This window comes from Geodermatophilus sp. SYSU D00703, from assembly GCF_054050155.1.
Map to the genome: position 1 here is coordinate 11,924 of NZ_JBJGYU010000015.1, position 19,744 is coordinate 31,667.

Here is a 19,744-nt window from a genome sequence, read left to right on the forward strand (position 1 = left end):
CGGACCGGGAACGCCGCCACGCCGGAGGGTCGCGACGCTCACGGTGCGCGTGCGACCGCCGTGGCGCGTGTGCCGCGAGTCGCGTGTGCCCGCCGGCGTTCAGGGGCTGGCGACCAGCCCGAGCTCGGCCGGGTCGGCCATGTGCCGCGAGCTCGGCAGGACCCGCACCGTGTAGCCGAACGCACCGGTGCGCTCCAGCGGCAGCGTGGCGGTGAACCAGTGCCGGGAGCCCTCGGTGGTCTCGTGCTTCATCGGCAACGTGGTGACCTGGTGCAGCCCGTCGGAGTCGTCGACCCGGCCGTAGGCGGCCTGCACCTCCACGTCGGCGGGCGTGAGGCCGGGCAGCTCCACCTCCGCCCGCAGCGCCAGCGTCGAGCCGATCTCCGGGGTGTCCCCGGCACCGGTGGCCTCCACGTGGGCGACCCGCACGCTCCCCCAGTTGTCGAGCAGGTGCGCCCGCCAGTTCGCCTCCTCGCGGGCGATGCCGTAGCCGCCCTCGGCCATCGCCCGGGCGGAGCCGGCCGCGGGCACGTAGAGCTGCTCGACGTAGTCCCGCACCATGCGGGTGGCCAGCACCTTGGGGCCGGTCTCGCGCAGGGTGTGCCGCACCATCTCGACCCAGCGGGTGGGGATGCCGTCGCGGTCGGTCTCGTAGAAGCGGGGCAGCACCTGGGTGCTGAGCAGCTCGTAGATGGCCCGGGCCTCGATCTCGTCCCGCCGGTCGGGGTCGGCGACGCCGTCGGCGGTGGGGATCGCCCAGCCGTTCTGGCCGTCGAACCACTCGTCCCACCAGCCGTCCCGGATCGAGAGGTTCAGCCCGCCGTTCAGCGCGGCCTTCATGCCGGAGGTGCCGCAGGCCTCCAGCGGGCGCAGCGGGTTGTTCAGCCAGACGTCGCAGCCCCAGTAGAGGTAGCGGGCCATGCCGATGTCGTAGCCGGGGAGGAAGGCGATCCGGTGCCGGATCGCCGGGTCGTCGGCGAACTTCACCATCTGCTGGATCAGCTGCTTGCCGCCGTCGTCGGCCGGGTGGCTCTTGCCGGCGATGACCAGCTGGATCGGCCGCTGCTCGTCGAGCAGCAGCGCCTTGAGCCGCTCCGGGTCGCGCAGCATGAGGGTCAGCCGCTTGTACGAGGGCACGCGGCGGGCGAAGCCGATGGTGAGGACGTCGGGGTCGAAGGCGGTGTCGGTCCAGCCGATCTCCGACTCCGCCGCACCCCGGGACAGCGCGGTCTCCCGCAGCCGGCGCCGCACCTCGTCGACCAGCCGGCCGCGCAGCAGCCGCCGGGTGCTCCACAGCTCGCTGGCCGGGATGCGGTCGACGCCGTCGAAGTGCACCGGCCCCTCGACCTCGACCGGGTCGCCCTGGGTGCTCGTCTGCGTGCCGAGCTCGACCAGCTCGCGCGCGGTCCAGGTCGGGGCGTGCACCCCGTTGGTGATCGAGCCGATCGGGACGTCGTCCTCGTCGAACCCGGGCCACAGGCCGCGGAACATCGAGCGGCTGACGTGCCCGTGCAGCTCGCTCACGCCGTTGGCCCGCTGACCCAGCCGCAGGCCCATGTGGGCCATGTTGAACTTGCTCGCGTCCTGCTCGCCGCCCAGCGGGATGAGGTGGTCCAGGGGGACGCCGAAGCCCGCGAAGTAGCGCTCGATCAGCGCCCGCGGGAAGCGGTCGATGCCGGCCGGCACGGGCGTGTGCGTGGTGAACACGGTGCCGGCGCGCACCGCCTGCAGCGCCTCGCCGAACGACAGCCCGTGGGACTCGGTGAGCTCGCGGATCCGCTCGACGCCGAGGAAGCCGGCGTGGCCCTCGTTGGCGTGGTAGACCTCCGGCGCCGGGGTGCCGGTGAGCTGGCAGTAGGCGCGCAGCGCCCGGACGCCGCCGATGCCCAGCAGCATCTCCTGGCGCAGCCGGTGGTCCTCGTCGCCGCCGTAGAGACGGTCGGTGACCACCCGCTCCGACGGCGCGTTCTCCTCGATGTCGCTGTCGAGCAGCAGCAGCGACACGCGGCCGACCTGGGCGCGCCAGACGTGGGCGTGCAACGTGCGCCCCTCGGGCAGCGGGACGGTGATGACGACCGCCGACCCGTCGGGCTGGCGCAGCAGCTTCACCGGCAGGCCGTGCGGGTCCAGCGACGGGTAGTGCTCCAGCTGCCAGCCGTCGGGCGAGAGCGACTGCTCGAAGTAGCCGGCCCGGTAGAGCAGGCCCACCCCGACGAGCGGGACGCCGAGGTCGGAGGCGGCCTTGAGGTGGTCACCGGCGAGGATGCCGAGGCCGCCGGAGTACTGCGGCAGCACCTCGGTGATGCCGAACTCGGCCGAGAAGTAGGCGATCGTGGCCGGGGCGCCGTCCCCCAGCGTCTGGTACCAGTGCGGGCCCGACAGGTAGTCCTCGAGGTCGTCGACGACGTCCTGGAGCCGGCGCAGGAACCGGCGGTCCCGGGCGAGGGTGGCCAGCCGCTCGGCGGAGACCTCCCCGAGGACCTTGACGGGGTCCCCCTTGCAGGTCTGCCACAGCTGCGGGTCGAGGGCCTCGAACAGGTCCCGGGTCTCGGGGTGCCAGGACCAACGGAGGTTGGTCACCAGTTGGGACAGCGGCATCAGCTCCGCGGGGAGCGAGGCGCGGACGGTGAACCGGCGGAGAGCACGCACCGCCGAAGAGTAACCAGGTGACGCCCCCGACACCGGGTGCCGACGGGAGTCCACCGGGCCGACACGCGGCTCCCACCTGCCCCGCGGAGGCGTTTCCCGGTCGACGTGCCCGCCGGGCCGGAGATCGATAGCGTGGCCGGGATGACTGGCCGCGCAGACCTCCGTCTCGGCATCACCGATGTCGCCCCCGTCGTGTCGTGCGGGTCGTTCTCGGCCCGCGCCGTGGTCGGTGAGCACCTGCCGATCACCGCCACCGTCTTCCGCGAGGGCCACGACGCCGTCGCGGCGAACGTCGTCTGGACCCCGCCCGGCGCGGACGGCGAGGCGCGACCGCTCCGGCGGATGGTGCGGTTCGGGTCGGAGCCCGACCGCTGGATCACCACGGTCGTGCCCGACCGGGAGGGGCGGTGGTCGTTCCGGGTCGAGGCCTGGAGCGACCCGCTGGCGACCTGGCACCACGCGGTCGAGGTGAAGATCGCCGCCGGTCAGGGCGCCGACGAGCTCGCCAACGACCTGGAGGAGGGCGCCCGGCTGCTCGACCGGGTGACCGCCGAGGCCGACGGGGAGTGGAAGCAGCGGCTGACCGACGCCGCCGCCGCGCTGCGGGACACCTCGCTCGACGTCCCCGCCCGCGTCGGCCCGGCGCTGGCCGAGGGCGTGCAGCACTACCTGTACGAGCACCCCGTCCGGGAACTGGTCACCCGGGGGCCCCGGTACGAGGTGTGGGTGGACCGTCAGCGGGCGCTGTTCGGCTCCTGGTACGAGTTCTTCCCGCGCTCCACCGGCCCCGTCGTCGGGGACCGGCCCACCCACGGCACCTTCGCCACCTCCGCCGACCGGTTGCCGGCCGTCGCCGAGATGGGCTTCGACGTCGTCTACCTGCCGCCGATCCACCCGATCGGCAGGGTCAACCGCAAGGGCCCGAACACGCCGCTGTTCCCGGGCGGCAACCCGAACGAGGTGGGCCCGGACGACGTCGGCTCACCGTGGGCCATCGGCAGCGCGGAGGGCGGGCACGACGCCGTCCACCCGGCACTGGGCACGATGGAGGACTTCCGGGACTTCGTCCGGCGGGCCGGCGAGCTCGGCATGGAGGTCGCCCTGGACCTGGCGCTGCAGGCGGCGCCGGACCACCCGTGGGTGACCAGCCACCCCGAGTGGTTCACCACCAAGCCCGACGGCACGATCGCGTACGCGGAGAACCCGCCGAAGAAGTACCAGGACATCTACCCGGTCAACTTCGACAACGACCCCGAGGGCATCTACGCCGAGGTGCTGCGGGTCGTGCGCGTGTGGATGGACGCCGGGGTGCGGGTCTTCCGCGTCGACAACCCGCACACCAAGCCGCTGAACTTCTGGCACTGGCTGATCTGGGAGGTCAAGCGGACCGACCCCGACGTGCTGTTCCTCGCCGAGGCGTTCACCCGGCCGGCGATGATGCACCAGCTCGCCCGGTTGGGGTTCACCCAGTCCTACACCTACTTCACCTGGCGCACCGCGCGCGGTGAGCTGGAGGACTACGGCCGGGAGCTGGCCGCCAACTGCCACTACATGCGGCCGAACTTCTTCGTGAACACCCCGGACATCCTGCACGCGTCGCTGCAGTACGGCGGCCCGCCGATGTTCAAGATCCGCGCCGTGCTGGCGGCCATGATGAGCCCCACCTGGGGCGTCTACTCCGGGTACGAGCTGTTCGAGCACGTCGCCGTCCGCCCGGGCAGCGAGGAGTACCTCGACAGCGAGAAGTACCGGCTCCGGCCGCGGGACTTCGCCGGGGCCGAGGCCTCCGGGCACAGCCTCGCGCCCTACCTGCGGCGGCTCAACGAGATCCGCCGTGCCCACCCGGCCCTGCAGCAGCTGCGGACGCTGCGGTTCCACCCCGTGGACAACCCGAACCTGATCTGCTTCACGAAGACCGACCCGGGCTCGCAGGACGCCGTCCTGGTCGTCGTGTCGCTGGACAGCCACAACACCCAGATCGGGACGACGGCCCTGGACCTCCCCGTGCTCGGCCTCGACTGGCACGAGCGGTTCACCGTGACCGACGAGCTCACCGGCGCCTCGTACGACTGGGGCCAGTTCAACTACGTCGAGCTCGACCCCCACCGGGAGCCGGCGCACGTCTTCTCGATCACCCACCACCGGCCGGTGCAGGTGCCACCGCCCGTGGCCTGAGAAAGGACCCACTCGCAGGCTCGCGGCGGGCCCCCGCAGGCAGGCCGCGACCACCCATCCGCTCCCCCGCGACGAGCAAGAGATCGAGGGCGATCCCCCGCGATGACCGTTACCGTCCCTGGCCTCCCCGACGGCCGTCCCGACGCCCCGCGGTCGGCGCTGCCGGCCCCGGGGACCGACCCCGAGTGGTACAAGCGCGCCGTCTTCTACGAGGTGCTCGTCCGCGGCTTCGCCGACAGCAACGCCGACGGCGTCGGCGACCTGCGCGGCATGATCGACAAGCTGGACTACCTGCAGTGGCTCGGCGTCGACTGCCTGTGGCTGCCGCCGTTCTTCGCCTCGCCGCTGCGCGACGGCGGCTACGACGTCAGCGACTACACCGCCGTCCTGCCCGAGTTCGGCGACATCGAGGACTTCCGGGAGCTCCTGCAGGCGTCCCACGCGCGGGGCATCCGCGTGATCATCGACTTCGTCATGAACCACACCTCGGACCAGCACCCCTGGTTCCAGGCCAGCCGCAGCGACCCCGAGGGGCCCTACGGCGACTTCTACGTGTGGGCCGACGACGACACCGGCTACGCCGACGCGCGGATCATCTTCGTCGACACCGAGAGCTCCAACTGGACCTTCGACCCGGTGCGCAAGCAGTACTTCTGGCACCGGTTCTTCTCCCACCAGCCGGACCTGAACTTCGAGAACCCGCGGGTGCAGGAGGCGATCATCGACGCCCTGCGGTTCTGGCTGGACCTGGGCATCGACGGCTTCCGGCTCGACGCCGTCCCCTACCTCTACGAGGAGGAGGGGACCAACTGCGAGAACCTGCCCAAGACCCACGAGTTCCTCAAGCACGTCCGCAAGGTGGTCGAGGCCGACTACCCCGACCGCGTGCTGCTGTGCGAGGCCAACCAGTGGCCGGCCGACGTCGTCGAGTACTTCGGCGAGGACGGCGACGAGTGCCAGATGGCCTTCCACTTCCCGGTGATGCCGCGCCTGTTCATGGGTGTGCGGCGGGAGCAGCGGTTCCCGATCTCGGAGATCATGGCCCAGACGCCGGACATCCCGGCCAACTGCCAGTGGGGCATCTTCCTGCGCAACCACGACGAGCTGACCCTCGAGATGGTCACCGACGAGGAGCGCGACTACATGTGGGCGGAGTACGCCAAGGACCCCCGCATGAAGGCCAACATCGGCATCCGCCGCCGGCTGGCGCCGCTGCTGGACAACGACATGGACACCCTGGAGCTGTTCAACGCGCTCCTGCTGTCACTGCCGGGCTCGCCGGTCCTGTACTACGGCGACGAGATCGGCATGGGCGACAACATCTGGCTCGGTGACCGGGACGGCGTGCGGACGCCGATGCAGTGGACCCCGGACCGCAACGGCGGCTTCTCCACCGCCGACCCGCAGCGGATGTACCTGCCGCTGAACATGGACCCGGTCTACGGCTACCAGACCACCAACGTCGAGGCGCAGCTGCGCAACACCACCTCGATGCTGCACTGGATCCGGCAGATGATCCGGGTCCGCAAGGAGCACCCGACCTTTGGCCTCGGCACCTACGAGGAGGTCGGCTCGCGCAACCCGACGGTGCTCTCCTTCGTCCGCCGGTTCGGCGACGACATCGTGCTGTGCGTGAACAACCTGTCCCGGTTCCCGCAGCCGGTGGAGCTCGACCTGCGCCAGTTCGAGGGCTACACGCCCGTCGAGCTCACCGGCCGCGTCGAGTTCCCCCAGATCGGCGTCCTGCCGTACATGCTCACCCTCGCCGGGCACGGCTTCTACTGGTTCGAGCTGGCCAGGCCGGCCGAGCCCGCGCCGGAGGAACCGGAGGACTGGGAGAGCACCGCCTCGAGCACGGTGGCGGAGGACCTGCTGGCCGCCGGCGTGGTCTCCGCCGCGGAGGAGATCCCCGGCGACAGCGACACCCGCACCGGCGACGACGTGCCCCCGAGCTCCGGAGGACCCCGATGAGCGCGCTCACAGACCTGCTCCGCGACTGGATGCCGCACCAGCGGTGGTTCGGCGGCAAGGGCCGCGAGTGGGCCGAGGTCGCCGAGGAGGGCTTCCTGCTCGACCAGGCCGACCCCGTCCTGTCGGTGCACCGGGTGCGGGTCACCTACACCGACGGCGCGGTCGAGACCTACCTGGTGCCGCTGTCCTGGCGCGAGCACCCGGCCGAGGAGCTCAGCTCGGCGTTCGTCGGCGCCGTCCCCGGCAAGGACCGGGAGAACTACGCCTACGACGCGCTGCGCGACCGGGACGCCACCACGCCGTGGTTGATCCACCTGGTCAACGCCTCGACGATCGGGCCGATGCACTTCCACCCGGCCGGGGTCGCCTACATCCCCGAGGGCCTGCCCGGCGACGTCCTCTCCACCGAGCAGAGCAACACCTCCCTGGTCTACGGCCAGGAGGCGATCTTCAAGCTGTTCCGCCGGCTGGAGCCCGGGCTCAACCCGGACGTCGAGATCCACGACGCGCTGCGCAAGACGCAGAACCCGCACATCGCGCCACTGCTGGGCCACATCGAGATCGACGACCCCGACCCGTCGGTCCCGCCGGCCACGGTCGCGATGCTGCAGACGTTCGTGCCCAACGCCAGCGACGGGTGGCGGCTGGCCACCGCCAGCGTGCGGGACCTGTTCTCCGAGGGCGACCTGCACGCCGACGAGGTCGGCGGGGACTTCGCCGCCGACAGCGAGCGGCTCGGCGCCGCGACCGCGTCGGTGCACGCCGACCTGGCCCAGGTGCTGCCCACCGAGAGCGCCGACCGGGCCTGGTTCGCGACCGTGGCCGAGCAGATGACCGCGCGGCTGGAGGCGGCGATCGCCGTCGTCCCCCAGTTGGCCGAGCACGCCGACGGGCTGCGCGCGGTGTACGCCGCCGTCGCCGACGCCGACGAGCCCGTCGTCCGGCAGCGGGTGCACGGCGACCTGCACCTCGGCCAGGTGCTGCGCACCGCCACCGGGTGGATCGTGCTGGACTTCGAGGGCGAGCCGGCCCGGCCGCTGGCGTCCCGGCGCGAGCTCGACACCCCGATGCGCGACGTCGCGGGGATGCTGCGCAGCTTCGACTACGCCGCACGACACATGCTCGTCGAGCAGCCCGAGGACCCCCAACGCGCATACCGCGCGCAGGAGTGGGCAGAGCGCAACCGCACCGCGTTCTGCGCCGGGTACTCGGCGGCGAGCGGGCTGACCTCCTGCGGCGACTCCCCCCTGCTGCGGGCCTTCGAGGCGGACAAGGCCGTCTACGAGTGCGTCTACGAGGCGCGCAACCGCCCGCACTGGCTGATCATCCCGCTGCAGTCGCTGTCCCGGCTCACCGCCGCGGACTAGCACACGCGCACCCGAGACCACCGACGGACCGCACCGAAGAGGACGGCGACGCGATGACATCCCCTGACGGGACGACCGAGGACAAGGCGACGGGCGCGACCGAGCCGACCATCGACTCCGGCGCTCGGCCACCCGCCACCAAGGACGAGCTGCAGGCCGTCGTCGAGGAGAAGACCGCGCAGGCCCAGGCCGCCGAGTCCGGGCCGGTCGTGAACGCGCCGGCCGGCAAGCGGGCGGCCGCCAAGAAGGCCCCCGCGGCGAAGAAGGCCACGGCAGCGAAGAAGGCCACGGCAGCGAAGAAGACCGCGGCCGAGAAGACGACGGCCGAGAAGACGACGGCGGCCACCCGGACGACGGCCAAGAAGACCGCCGCGAAGAAGACCGCCGCGGCGGCCGAGGGAACCCCGGCGACCGAGGACGGCGCGGCGGCCCCGGCGAAGAAGGCCACCAAGCGGGCGCCGCGCAAGAAGGCGCAGGCCGAGGTCGTGGCCGCGCAGGGCGGCACGGCGACCCCGGTGGTCGCGCCGGCGCCCATCGCCGAGCCGGGCAGCCCCTCGGGCGCGCCCGCACCCCAGCCCGAGCCGCCCAGCCCCTCCCCCGACGAGCCCAGCACGCCGCAGGCGCCGGACGACCGCGACACCGCGGTCGCGCACGGCACGGGCGCGGCCGGCAGCGTCGTCACCGGCCTCGTGCCCGACGGGACGGGCGCCGGCACCCCGGCCGGCGGGGTGGCCACCTCCGCCGGGGAGGCCACCGCTGCGGGGGAGGTCACCAGCGACGAGGCCTCCCTGGCCGACGTCGCCGAGGGCATCACCATCGGCGAGGGCGGCCAGCCCTCGGTGCGGCGGGTCAGCGAGGAGCAGCTGCGGGCCATCGTCGACGGGTGGTCCTACGCCCCGCACAGCGTGCTGGGCGCCCACCCGTCCGGTACCGGCTGGGTGGTGCGTACCCTGCGGCCGGACGCCGTGGCGGTGGTGGTCGTCGACGAGGACGGCGCCCGCTACGACGGCGGCCAGATCCACCCCGGCGGCATCTTCGAGGCCTCCCTGCCGAAGCAGCCCGGGGACTACCGGCTCGACGTCACGTACGCCGACGGCGAGGGCGGCACCAACACCTTCGTCGTCGACGACCCCTACCGCTGGCTGCCGACGGTCGGCGAGCTCGACCAGCACCTGATCCGCGAGGGCCGGCACGAGCGGCTGTGGGAGGTGCTCGGCGCGCACGTCCGCCGCTACGACACCGCGCGTGGACAGGTGCAGGGCGTCTCGTTCGCGGTCTGGGCACCCAACGCGCAGGGCGTACGGGTCACCGGCGACTTCGACTACTGGGAGGCCCGCGCCTACCCCATGCGGTCCCTGGGCTCCTCCGGCGTCTGGGAGGTCTTCATCCCCGGCGTGGCGATCGGCACCCGGTACCGCTACCACGTGCTCGGCCGCGACGGCGTCTGGCGGCACAAGTCCGACCCGCTGGCCTTCGCCACCGAGGTGCCGCCGCTCAACGCCTCGGTCGTCACCGAGTCCACGCACGAGTGGAACGACGAGGAGTGGCTCGCCGACCGGGCCCGCGCCGACTGGCACGCGCGGCCGATGAGCATCTACGAGGTGCACGCCGGCTCCTGGCGGCAGGGCCTGTCCTACCGCGAGCTCGCCGACGAGCTGGTCGACTACGTCGTCTCCGCCGGCTTCACCCACATCGAGCTGATGCCGGTGGCCGAGCACCCCTTCGGCGGCTCGTGGGGGTACCAGGTGACCTCCTACTACGCCCCCACGGCGCGGTACGGCACACCCGACGACTTCCGCTACTTCGTCGACCGCGCCCACCAGGCCGGCATCGGGGTCATCGTCGACTGGGTGCCGGCGCACTTCCCCAAGGACGACTGGGCGCTGGCGCGCTTCGACGGGACGCCGCTGTACGAGCACGGCGACCCCCGGCGCGGTGAGCAGCAGGACTGGGGCACCTACGTGTTCGACTTCGGCCGCTCCGAGGTGCGCAACTTCCTCGTCGCCAACGCCCTGTACTGGTGCAAGGAGTTCCACGTCGACGGCCTGCGCGTCGACGCGGTGGCCTCGATGCTCTACCTGGACTACTCCCGCACCGAGTGGGTCCCCAACGTGCACGGCGGCCGGGAGAACCTCGAGGCGGTCGCGTTCCTGCAGGAGACGAACGCGACGGTTTACCGGGAGGTCCCCGGCGTGGTCACCATCGCCGAGGAGTCGACCGCCTGGCCCGGCGTCACCCGGCCCACCCACCTCGGCGGCCTGGGCTTCGGGTTCAAGTGGAACATGGGCTGGATGCACGACTCGCTGGCGTACATGACCAAGCAGCCGGTGCACCGCAGCTACCACCACGGCCAGCTGACGTTCTCGATGATCTACGCCTACTCCGAGAACTACGTGCTGCCGATCAGCCACGACGAGGTCGTGTACGGCAAGGGCTCGCTGCTGCGGAAGATGCCCGGCGACCGCTGGCAGCAGCTGGCCAACCTGCGCGCCTACCTGGCCTACATGTGGGCGCACCCCGGCAAGCAGTTGCTGTTCATGGGCTCGGAGTTCGCCCAGGACTCCGAGTGGGCCGAGAGCCGCTCGCTGGACTGGTGGCACCTCGACGACCCCGCTCACCGCGGCGTGCTCGCGCTGGTCACCGACCTCAACGCCCGGTACAAGGAGCTGCCGGCGCTGTGGTCGCAGGACGTCGACCCCGCGGGCTTCCAGTGGATCGACGCCAACGACTCGGCGAACAACGTGCTGTCCTTCCTGCGCTACGGCCGCCCGGACGCCGACGGCGGCACCGGCCAGGCCCTGGCCTGCGTGGTGAACTTCGCCGGCGTGCCCCACCACGGCTACCGGATCGGGCTGCCCCACCCCGGGTTCTGGCGCGAGGTGGTGAACACCGACTCCGACGGCTACGGCGGGTCCGGCGTGGGCAACCTCGGCGGCGTCGAGGCGGTCGAGGAGCCGTGGCACGGCCAGCCGTACTCGGCGACCGTGTCGGCCCCGCCCCTGGGCACCGTCTGGCTGCTGCACGAGGGCTGAAACGGCCTTCCTGCAGGGTCCCGCTGCGCCCGTGAACAGTGGGGGGCAGGGAGGTCCTTGCTCGCTCGCACGCTGAGGGCGGGACCCGGCGGAGCGGCGGCGGCCGGGCGGTGACCCCGTCCGGCCGCCGGCCTGTCCGGCCCCTCTCCTGACCGCCTGTGGACACCACCCACGGCGACGAGCCGGTCGCATCCGGCGACTCCCCGTGTGCCGAACCCCCCTCAGGACGGCCCTGACCGGGCATCATGTGCCGGCTCCGCCCGCCGCCGCCCCGTGGCGGGCCCGTCCGGATCGCGAGGGAACACGGCTCCATGAGGCAGGTCCAGTGCCGCGCGATCGCCGCGGCTGCCGTGGGCAGCGTGCTGCTCACCGGTTGCTCCACCACGGTGACCGGGACGGCCTCGGCCGCCCGGCCGGTGACCGACGTGACCGCCGAGGAGTTCCCCGTCACGGGAGCCACCGACAGCGACATCGACCGGTACGCGCGCAACGCGCTCGCCGACCTGAACACCTTCTGGTCGCAGGCCTACCCCGAGTTCTACGACGAGGAGCTCACGCCCCTGCAGGGCGGCTACTTCTCGGTGGACGCCGACGACATCGACCCCGGCCTGTACCCCGACACCGGCGTCGGCTGCGCCCGCCTGCCGATCGACCCCCCCGAGGTCGAGGGCAACGCCTTCTACGAGCGGACCTGCGACGTCATCGTCTACGACAGCTCGCTGCTCCAGGAGCTCGGCGAGCAGCACGGCCGCTTCCTCGGCCCCGCCGTCATGGCCCACGAGTTCGGCCACGCCATGCAGGGCCGGTTCGGCTTCAGCGAGGTCACCATCCGGGACGAGACGCAGGCCGACTGCTTCGCCGGCGCCTTCACGCGGTGGGTCGCCGACGGCAACGCCGACCACGTCACCCTGCGGGTCACCGAGCTCGACGACGTCCTCGTCGGGTTCCTCGAGCTGCGGGACCCGGTGGGCTTCACCGACGCGTCCGTGGAGGGCGCGCACGGCTCGGGCTTCGACCGGGTGTCGGGCTTCTACGCCGGCTTCACCGGCGGCGTCGGCAGCTGCCGCGACGACTTCGGGCCCGACCGCGTCTTCACCGCGCGCGAGTTCGAGCGGGGCGAGGAGGCCAACGAGGGCAACGCCCCCTACGAGCAGATCGGCTCGATCGTCGACGACTCGCTGCCGCGGTTCTACGACTCCTGGTTCCCGCAGGTCAGCGGCGGCCGGTTCGAGGCGCCGGCCATCGAGGCGTTCGACGGCACCGCGCCCACCTGCGGCGACATGGGCGCCGAGGACCGCGACCTCGGCTTCTGCGACGCGGACTCCACCGTGTACGTCGACGAGGCGGACCTCCTCGGGCCGACCTACCAGCAGGTCGGGGACTTCGCCGTCGCCACAGCGGTCTCCCTCCCCTACGCCCAGGCCGCCCGCGCGCAGCTGGGGCTGTCGATCGACGACGGCGCGGCCACCGTCTCGACGGTCTGCCTGACCGGCTGGTACACGGCCCGCTTCTTCGACGGCGACTTCGCCGACGTCACGTCGCTGTCCCCCGGGGACGTCGACGAGGCGATCGTCTTCCTGCTCACCTACGGGCAGACCGACACGGTGCTGCCCAACGTCGAGGCCAGCGGATTCGAGCTCGTCGGCGCCTTCCGGGACGGCTTCCTGCAGGGCGGCACCGCCTGCGACCTCGGCATCTGACCCGCTGACCGCCGCGACGGCGGCCCTGCGCGGCCACCGCCGCGGTGGGACGATGCCGGGACCATGCCTGCCCTCCGATCCCGCCGGGCGGCCCTGGCCCTGCTCGCCGCGGCCGCCCTCCTCGTCCTGTCCGGCTGCTCGGTGGTGGTGCTGGGCCGCCCCTCCGCGGCCCAGCCCCTGCCCGACGACGCGCTCCCGGGCGAGGTCACCGTCGTCGGCGCCACCGACGGGCCGATCGACGTGCTGGCCCGCAACGCGCTGGCCGACCTCGAGGACTACTGGGCCGCGCAGTTCCCCGACGTGTTCGGCACCCGCTTCACCCCGCCGACCGGCGGCTACTTCAGCGTCGACCCCGACGACGTCGACCCGGCGGTGTACCCGCAGGGCGTCGGCTGCGGCGCGGACCCGCGCGAGGTCGAGGACAACGCCTTCTACTGCCAGGCACCGAACACCCCGAACTCCGACTCGATCAGCTACGACCGCACCTACCTCGGCGAGCTCGCCGGCGGCTACGGGCGCTTCATCCCCGCCCTGGTGATGGCCCACGAGTTCGGGCACGCCGTCCAGGGGCGGGTCGGGTACCCCCCGGCGTCCATCGCGACCGAGACGCAGGCCGACTGCTTCGCCGGCGCCTGGACGGCGTGGGTGGCCGCGGGCGAGGCCGAGCACTCCCGCATCCGGGCGCCCGAGCTCGACGAGTTGCTGCGCGGCTACCTGCTGCTGCGCGACCCGGTCGGGACGGGCCAGGGCGAGGAGCAGGCGCACGGCTCCTACTTCGACCGGGTGTCGGCTTTCCAGGAGGGTTTCGACGACGGGCCGACAGCGTGCCGCGACCGGTTCGGCCCCGACCGGGTCTTCACGCAGAGCGAGTTCACCAGCGACGAGGACCTCGTCTCGGGCGGCAACGCGCCCTACCCCACCATCGTCTCGATCGTGGAGAGCTCGCTGCCGGAGTTCTGGGAGCGAGCCGCCACCGAGGTGTTCGACGAGCGGTTCACCGCGCCGCAGCTGGAGGCGTTCGACCGTCAGGCGCCGTCCTGCGCCGCCGAGGACCTCGACCTCGTGTACTGCCCGCCCGACGAGGCGGGCACCGAGGGCGGCGTGGTCGGCTACGACGAGCAGGAGCTCGCCGGGCCGGCCTACGAGGAGCTCGGCGACTACGCCGTCCCGACGGCCGTGGCCATCCCCTACGGCCTGGCCGCCCGCGACCAGCTGGGACTACCGGTCGACGGCGAGGAGGCGCTGCGGTCGGCGGTCTGCCTGGCCGGCTGGTACAGCGCACAGGTCTACAACGGCGAGCTGACCGACGTGCTCATCTCACCGGGCGACCTCGACGAGAGCGTCCAGTTCCTGCTCGAGTACGGCAACGACCCGCAGGTCCTGGGCGACCTCGACGTCTCCGGTTTCCAGCTGGTCGACCTGTTCCGGGCCGGGTTCCTCGAGGGCGCCCGCGCCTGCGACGTCGGGGTGTGACCGGGCCGCTCAGTAGAGGGCGATGGTGAGCTGCCGGCGGGCGGCGGCGACGCGGGGGTCCTGGTCGCCGACGATGCCGAAGAGCTCGACCAGGTGCTTGCGGGCCTGGTCGCGGTCCTCGCCGGCGGTCCGGCGGACGACGTCGAGCAGCCGCTCGAAGGCGCCCTCGACGTCCCCGGTGCCGAGGAGGAAGTCGGCGGCGCGGGTCTGCGCGGTCACGTCGTCGGGGGCGGCGTCGGCGGCGGCCAGCGCGTCGGGCCCGGCCTCGTCGGCGCGGCGGAACAGCTGCACCTGGCGCAGCGCGAGGCCGGCGACGGGGTGGTCGGGCTCGGCGTCGACGATCGCCTGGTAGGCGGCCTCGGCGGCGGCCAGGTCGCCGCGCTCCAGGGCGGCCTCGGCGGCGTCCAGCCGCGGGTCGTCGACCTCGCCGCCCTCCTGCTCCGTGTCCGGGACGGCGCCGCCGGTGGTCGCGCGGACCAGCTCGGTCACGAACTGCCGGGCCTGCTCCTCGGGGATGGCACCGGTGAACTCGGCGACCAGCTGCCCCTGCCAGACGGCCTTGACCGCCGGGATGCCCTGGACCCGCAGGCCCTGGGCGAGCGCGGGGTTGGCGTCCACGTCGACCTTGGCCAGCACCCACGACCCGCCGCCCTCGGCGGCCAGCCGCTCGAGCACCGGGGAGAGCTGCTTGCACGGACCGCACCACTCGGCCCACAGGTCCAGCACGACCGGCACCAGGAAGGAGCGGTCGAGGACCTCGGCCTGGAAGGTGGCCTCGGTGACGTCGACGACGGCCGCGCCGGGGGCTCCGGCCGGGGTGGCGGCGCTCGGCGGCGGCGCCGCCTGCGCCCGGGCCGCCGCCTCGGAGCGGGCCTTGACGGCGGCGAGGTCGACCGCGCCGGCGAGTGAGGCGGCCAGCTGGGCCTGCTGCGCCTGCGCGCGCGGGTCGGGGCGTCCGGGGCGGGAAGGCTGCATGACCTCGATCATCCCACCGACCTGCGCGGCCTGTCGGCGGCCCGGCCTCAGGGGACGGCGGGTGTGACGTCCGCGACGTCGCCGGCGCCGAGCCGGACCCGCTTGAGGATGTCGAACAGGGTGTCGAGCTCGGCCTCGGGCAGGTCGCCGAGCCCGAAGTCCAGGGCGGTGAGGGCCGCGGTGGCCGCCTCGACGACCGCCCTGCCGCGGTCGGTGATGCCGGCCAGCACGCCGCGGCCGTCGGCGGGGTTGGGCCGGCGGTCGACGTAGCCCGCCGCCACCAGCCGGTCGATGGCGTTCGTGACGCTGGTCGGGTGGACCATCAGCCGGCTGCCGATGACCTTGAGCGGGAGCTCACCGCTGCGGCTGAAGGTGAGCAGCACCAGCACCTCGTAGCGCGCGAAGGTCAGCCCGTGCGGCCGCAGCGCCTCGTCGAAGCGGGAGAGCAGGATCTGCTGCACGCGGAACACCGACGTGGCGGCGCGCATCGTCGCGGCCGGGCCGAAACGCTGCTCCCACGTCTCGCCGGCGCGCGCGATGGGATCGAACGGCAACCCCAGCGGTCGGACCATGCCGGCGACGCTACCGGCCCACCCACCGCGGCTCCGGCGCAGCAGGCGGCGGCCGCGGTCAGACGACGGGCGGGGCGGGGCGCAGCGGCGGCACGTGCCGCACGCCGAAGACCTCCTTCAGCGCGACGCGGGCGGCGTTGTCCCCGCACATGCCGTGCACCGCGGGCCCCGGCGGGGTCGCCGCCGACGCCAGGTAGGTGCCGGGGATCGGCGTCTTGTAGGTGTTCCACCGCGGCACCGGCCGGGCCAGCATCTGCGGGAGCGACGCCTCGCCGTTGGAGATGTCCCCGCCGACGTGGTTGGGGTTCCACTCCTCCATCTGGACGGCGTCCTTCGTCGCCCGCTCGACGATCGTGTCGCGGAACCCGGGGGCGAACCGCTCCACCTGCGCCTCGATCGCGTCGGTCATGTCGACGTCCGACCCGTGCGGCACGTGCACGTAGGCCCAGAAGACGTGCCCGCCCTCGGGCGCGCGGGACGGGTCGACCACGGTGGGCTGGACGGCGAGCACGTAGGGGTGCTCGCTCGGCCGGCCCGCCGCGGGCGCGGCCTCCCCCGCCATCGTCTCCGCGAGGGTCCCGGCGATGTGGATGGTCCCGGCCCGCCGGACGTCGGGATCGGTCCACGGCACCGGCTCGGACAGGATCCAGTCGACCTTGAAGACCCCCGGCCCGTGCTTGTACCGGGCCACCCACTTCCGGTAGCCGGGGTGCACGCGGTCGCCGGCCATCGCCACGAAGGCGCCGGGCGTGGTGTCCAGCAGCACCGCGGGGACGCCGTCGAACTCGCGCAGGTCGGTGACCAGGTGACCGGTCACCACCTCGCCGCCCTGCTGCTCGAGCGCGGTGACCATCGCGTCGGCCAGGCTCTGCGACCCGCCCTCGATGAGCGGCCAGCCGACGTGGTGGGCCAGCATGCCGAGCACCATGCCCAGGCCCGCGGTCAGCGGCCGGGAGAGGTCGAGCATCCCGTGGGCGGCGGCGCCGGCGATGAGCGCCTGCCCCTCGTCGGTGTCGAAGTAGCGGCGGGCCAACCACCGGATGTTCGGCAGCGCGTTGAGCCCGAACTTCGTGATCGCCCCGACGCTGCGCGTCGGCAGCCGGCGCAGCTGGCTGGCGAGGAAGAAGTCGATGACGTCGTCGCCGTGGTCGACGAGCGGGCCCATCAGCCCCCGGTAGGACCGGCCGTCCTCGGGCCCGAGCCCCGCGGCGGTCTCCTCCAGGGACCGGAACGACAGCGCCGCCCGGCCGCCGTCGAGCGGGTGGGCGAAGCAGACCTCCGGGTGCAGCAGCCGGACACCGCGGCTGACCGGGTCGAACTCCCGGAAGAACGGGGACGCCGCGGCCATCGGTTGCACCGTCGAGCAGACGTCGTGGCGGTAGCCGGGCCGGATGAGCTCCTCGGTGCGCATGCCGCCGCCGGGGCGCTGGGCCTGCTCCACGACCTGTACCCGCAGGCCCGCCGCGGCCAGCCGGAGCGCCGCGGCCAGCCCGTTGGGTCCGGCTCCGACGACGACGGCATCCGGCTTCCCGTTCACCCCGCCATCCTGCCCTCAGCGGGTCACAGCCGCGCGATCAGCTCGTCCGCGGCCCGGAAGGGGTCGGTCTCCCCCGCGAGCACCCGCTCGGCCAGGGCGCCGAGGGCGGCCGACCCGTGCACGGCCGCCATCCGCTCCCGGAGGCCGGTCAGCGCGACCGCCTCGATCTCCCGCGCCGCCCGCTCCACCCGGCGCCGGTGGCCCGCACCGGAGGAGGCCAGCCAGGCCCGGTGCTCCTCGACGGCGGCCAGCAGCCCGTCGATGCCGTTGTCGGTCTCCCGCGCGGCGACCGTCCGGCAGACCGGCGGCCGCCACGCTCCCGGGGCGTCGTCCCGGTGGCCGAGGGACAGCATCGTCCGGAGGTCCCGCACCGTCTGGTCGGCGCCGGCCCGGTCGGCCTTGTTGACGACGAGCACGTCGGCGACCTCGAGGATCCCGGCCTTGGCCGCCTGGATCCCGTCGCCCATCCCCGGCGCGAGGAGCACCAGGGTGGTGTCGGCCAGCGAGGCGATCTCCAGCTCCGACTGCCCGACGCCGACGGTCTCGACCAGCACGACGTCGCAGCCGGCGGCGTCGAGCACCCGGAGCGCCTGCGGTGTGGCCCACGCCAGCCCGCCGAGGTGCCCGCGGGTGGCCATGGACCGGATGTAGACACCCGCGTCCTGCGCGTGGGACTGCATGCGCACGCGGTCACCGAGGAGGGCGCCGCCGGAGAAGGGGGACGACGGGTCGACCGCGAGGACGCCGACCCGCTGGCCCGCCCGCCGGTAGGCCGCGGCCAGCGCCGTCGTCGTCGTGGACTTGCCGACACCCGGCGCTCCCGTCAGGCCGATCACCTGGGCCGAGCCGGGATGCGGGGTGAGGGCCGCGGCGACCTCCCGCACCAGCGGGCTGGCGTCCTCGACCAGCGAGATGAGCCGCGCCACCGACCGGGCGTCCCCCTGGCGGGCGCGGGCCACCAGCTCGGGGACGTCGGCAGCGCGACGGCCCCGCCTCCCCTGGGGGGTGGCGGGGCCGGGCGTCGGGACCGGTGTCGTCTCGGGGGCGTCCGTCACGCCCTGGCAGGCACGTGCAGGACGAGCGCGTCGCCCTGGCCGCCGCCACCGCACAGCGCCGCCGCACCCACGCCGCCGCCGCGGCGGCCGAGCTCGAGGGCCAGGTGCAGGGTGATGCGGGCGCCGCTCATGCCGATCGGGTGCCCCAGGGCGATCGCGCCGCCGTTGACGTTGACCTTCTCCGGGTCGATGCCCAGCTCGCGGGTGGCGGCGATGCCGACCGCGGCGAAGGCCTCGTTGATCTCGACCAGGTCCAGGTCGGCCGGGTCGATGCCCTCGCGGGCGCAGGCCTTGGCGATCGCCGCCGACGGCTGGCTCTGCAGCGTGGCGTCGGGGCCGGCGACCACGCCGTGCGCGCCGATCTCGGCCAGCGGGGTCAGCCCCAGCTCGGCGGCCTTCGCCGCGGACATGACCACGACCGCGCAGGCACCGTCGGAGATCTGCGAGGCCGTCCCGGCGGTGATGGTGCCGTCCTTGGCGAAGGCCGGCTTGAGCCTGCTCAGGCTGTCGGCGGTGGTGTCGGGGCGGATGCCCTCGTCCTCGCGGAACTCGATCGGGTCGCCCTTGCGCTGCGGGATCAGCACCGGGGTGACCTCCTCGTCGAACAGGCCGTTCTTGGCCGCGGCGGCGGCCTTCTGGTGGCTGGCCGCGGCGAAGGCGTCCTGCTCGGCGCGGGTCAGCCCGTAGCGGGCGTTGGCGGACTCGGTCAGCTCGCCCATCGCGACCTGGTCGAAGGTGTCGCTCAGCCCGTCATGGGCCATCGAGTCGACGAGCTTCGTGTCGCCGTACTTGACGCCGGTGCGGGAGTTGGCCAGCAGGTGCGGGGCCTGGGTCATCGACTCCATGCCGCCGGCCACGACGACGTCGAACTCGCCGGCCCGGATCAGCTGGTCGGCCAGGGCGATCGCGTCGATGCCGGACAGGCAGACCTTGTTCAGCGTGAACGAGGGCACCGACATCGGGATGCCGGCGGCCACCGCCGCGGGCCGCGCCGGGTTCTGCCCCGCGCCGGCCTGCAGCACCTGGCCCATGATCACGTAGTCGACCTGGTCGCCGGAGATCCCGGCCCGCTCCAGGGCGGCCTTGATCGCGATCCCGCCGAGGTCGGCCGCGGAGAAGTCCTTGAGCGAGCCGAGCAGCCGGCCCATGGGGGTGCGGGCGCCGCTGACGATGACGGATCGGGGCATGGGGGCCTCCAGTGCCGGGCCGCCGTCGCTGGCGGCCGGGAGTCGAGCTGG

General features: G+C 73.4%; 12 protein-coding genes. 6 read left to right on the plus strand and 6 right to left on the minus strand.

Annotated elements, in window-relative coordinates; genetic code table 11:
* Positions 1-99: 99 nt before the first annotated feature.
* Positions 100-2,649, minus strand: a complete 2,550-nt coding sequence (glgP, locus tag ACI782_RS15265) for an alpha-glucan family phosphorylase (RefSeq protein ID WP_456910626.1) — start codon at positions 2,647-2,649, stop codon at positions 100-102.
* A 141-nt stretch (positions 2,650-2,790) separates the two neighbouring features.
* Here glgP and ACI782_RS15270 point away from each other — a divergent pair, with 141 nt between their 5' ends.
* From ACI782_RS15270 to ACI782_RS15295, 6 genes are all read left to right on the plus strand, one after another.
* Positions 2,791-4,824 carry an alpha-1,4-glucan--maltose-1-phosphate maltosyltransferase gene (locus tag ACI782_RS15270; protein WP_456910628.1) on the plus strand — a complete coding sequence of 678 codons (2,034 nt, stop codon included), beginning with the start codon at positions 2,791-2,793 and terminating at the stop codon, positions 4,822-4,824.
* A gap of 102 nt (positions 4,825-4,926) precedes the next feature.
* Positions 4,927-6,795 carry a maltose alpha-D-glucosyltransferase gene (treS, locus tag ACI782_RS15275; protein ID WP_456910630.1) on the plus strand — a complete coding sequence of 623 codons (1,869 nt, stop codon included), beginning with the start codon at positions 4,927-4,929 and terminating at the stop codon, positions 6,793-6,795.
* Positions 6,792-8,162: a maltokinase N-terminal cap-like domain-containing protein gene (locus tag ACI782_RS15280; protein ID WP_456910632.1), complete on the plus strand. Its 1,371-nt coding sequence runs from the start codon at positions 6,792-6,794 to the stop codon at positions 8,160-8,162. The genes treS and ACI782_RS15280 overlap by 4 nt, the downstream gene beginning before the upstream one ends.
* A gap of 53 nt (positions 8,163-8,215) precedes the next feature.
* Positions 8,216-11,194 carry a 1,4-alpha-glucan branching protein GlgB gene (gene glgB, locus ACI782_RS15285; protein ID WP_456910634.1) on the plus strand — a complete coding sequence of 993 codons (2,979 nt, stop codon included), beginning with the start codon at positions 8,216-8,218 and terminating at the stop codon, positions 11,192-11,194.
* Positions 11,195-11,505: 311 nt separating this feature from the next.
* A complete protein-coding gene (locus tag ACI782_RS15290; RefSeq protein ID WP_456910636.1) occupies positions 11,506-12,894 on the plus strand; it encodes a neutral zinc metallopeptidase in 1,389 nt (462 codons plus the stop codon).
* 63 nt (positions 12,895-12,957) lie between these two features.
* The gene (locus ACI782_RS15295; RefSeq protein WP_456910638.1) at positions 12,958-14,367 is read left to right on the plus strand and encodes a neutral zinc metallopeptidase; all 1,410 of its coding nucleotides are present in this window, start codon (positions 12,958-12,960) and stop codon (positions 14,365-14,367) included.
* Between the two features lie 9 nt (positions 14,368-14,376).
* On the opposite strand, the gene ACI782_RS15300 is transcribed toward ACI782_RS15295, so the two are convergent.
* From ACI782_RS15300 to ACI782_RS15320, 5 genes are read right to left on the minus strand one after another with little or no spacing between them, the layout of a single operon-like run.
* Complete coding sequence (locus ACI782_RS15300; RefSeq protein WP_456910640.1) at positions 14,377-15,342, minus strand: tetratricopeptide repeat protein; 966 nt, start codon at positions 15,340-15,342, stop codon at positions 14,377-14,379.
* 47 nt (positions 15,343-15,389) lie between these two features.
* Positions 15,390-15,914: a MarR family winged helix-turn-helix transcriptional regulator gene (locus tag ACI782_RS15305; RefSeq protein WP_456910642.1), complete on the minus strand. Its 525-nt coding sequence runs from the start codon at positions 15,912-15,914 to the stop codon at positions 15,390-15,392.
* Between the two features lie 58 nt (positions 15,915-15,972).
* The gene (locus tag ACI782_RS15310) at positions 15,973-17,451 is read right to left on the minus strand and encodes a phytoene desaturase family protein (RefSeq protein ID WP_456910644.1); all 1,479 of its coding nucleotides are present in this window, start codon (positions 17,449-17,451) and stop codon (positions 15,973-15,975) included.
* A gap of 23 nt (positions 17,452-17,474) precedes the next feature.
* On the minus strand, positions 17,475-18,506 hold the full coding sequence (gene meaB / locus ACI782_RS15315) for a methylmalonyl Co-A mutase-associated GTPase MeaB (protein ID WP_456910646.1): 1,032 nt from the start codon (positions 18,504-18,506) through the stop codon (positions 17,475-17,477).
* Positions 18,503-19,693, minus strand: a complete 1,191-nt coding sequence (locus ACI782_RS15320) for an acetyl-CoA C-acetyltransferase (RefSeq protein WP_456910648.1) — start codon at positions 19,691-19,693, stop codon at positions 18,503-18,505. The genes meaB and ACI782_RS15320 overlap by 4 nt, the downstream gene beginning before the upstream one ends.
* Positions 19,694-19,744: the final 51 nt, after the last annotated feature.

What these genes read in the sequence shown, in the direction of transcription:
- ACI782_RS15270 (WP_456910628.1), top strand. Translation starts at nt 2,791, where the DNA reads ATGACTGGCCGCGCAGACCTCCGTCTCGGCATCACCGATGTCGCCCCC.
- treS (WP_456910630.1), top strand. Translation starts at nt 4,927, where the DNA reads ATGACCGTTACCGTCCCTGGCCTCCCCGACGGCCGTCCCGACGCCCCG.
- ACI782_RS15280 (WP_456910632.1), top strand. Translation starts at nt 6,792, where the DNA reads ATGAGCGCGCTCACAGACCTGCTCCGCGACTGGATGCCGCACCAGCGG.
- glgB (WP_456910634.1), top strand. Translation starts at nt 8,216, where the DNA reads ATGACATCCCCTGACGGGACGACCGAGGACAAGGCGACGGGCGCGACC.
- ACI782_RS15290 (WP_456910636.1), top strand. Translation starts at nt 11,506, where the DNA reads ATGAGGCAGGTCCAGTGCCGCGCGATCGCCGCGGCTGCCGTGGGCAGC.
- ACI782_RS15295 (WP_456910638.1), top strand. Translation starts at nt 12,958, where the DNA reads ATGCCTGCCCTCCGATCCCGCCGGGCGGCCCTGGCCCTGCTCGCCGCG.
- ACI782_RS15300 (WP_456910640.1), bottom strand. Translation starts at nt 15,342, where the DNA reads ATGCAGCCTTCCCGCCCCGGACGCCCCGACCCGCGCGCGCAGGCGCAG.
- ACI782_RS15305 (WP_456910642.1), bottom strand. Translation starts at nt 15,914, where the DNA reads ATGGTCCGACCGCTGGGGTTGCCGTTCGATCCCATCGCGCGCGCCGGC.
- ACI782_RS15320 (WP_456910648.1), bottom strand. Translation starts at nt 19,693, where the DNA reads ATGCCCCGATCCGTCATCGTCAGCGGCGCCCGCACCCCCATGGGCCGG.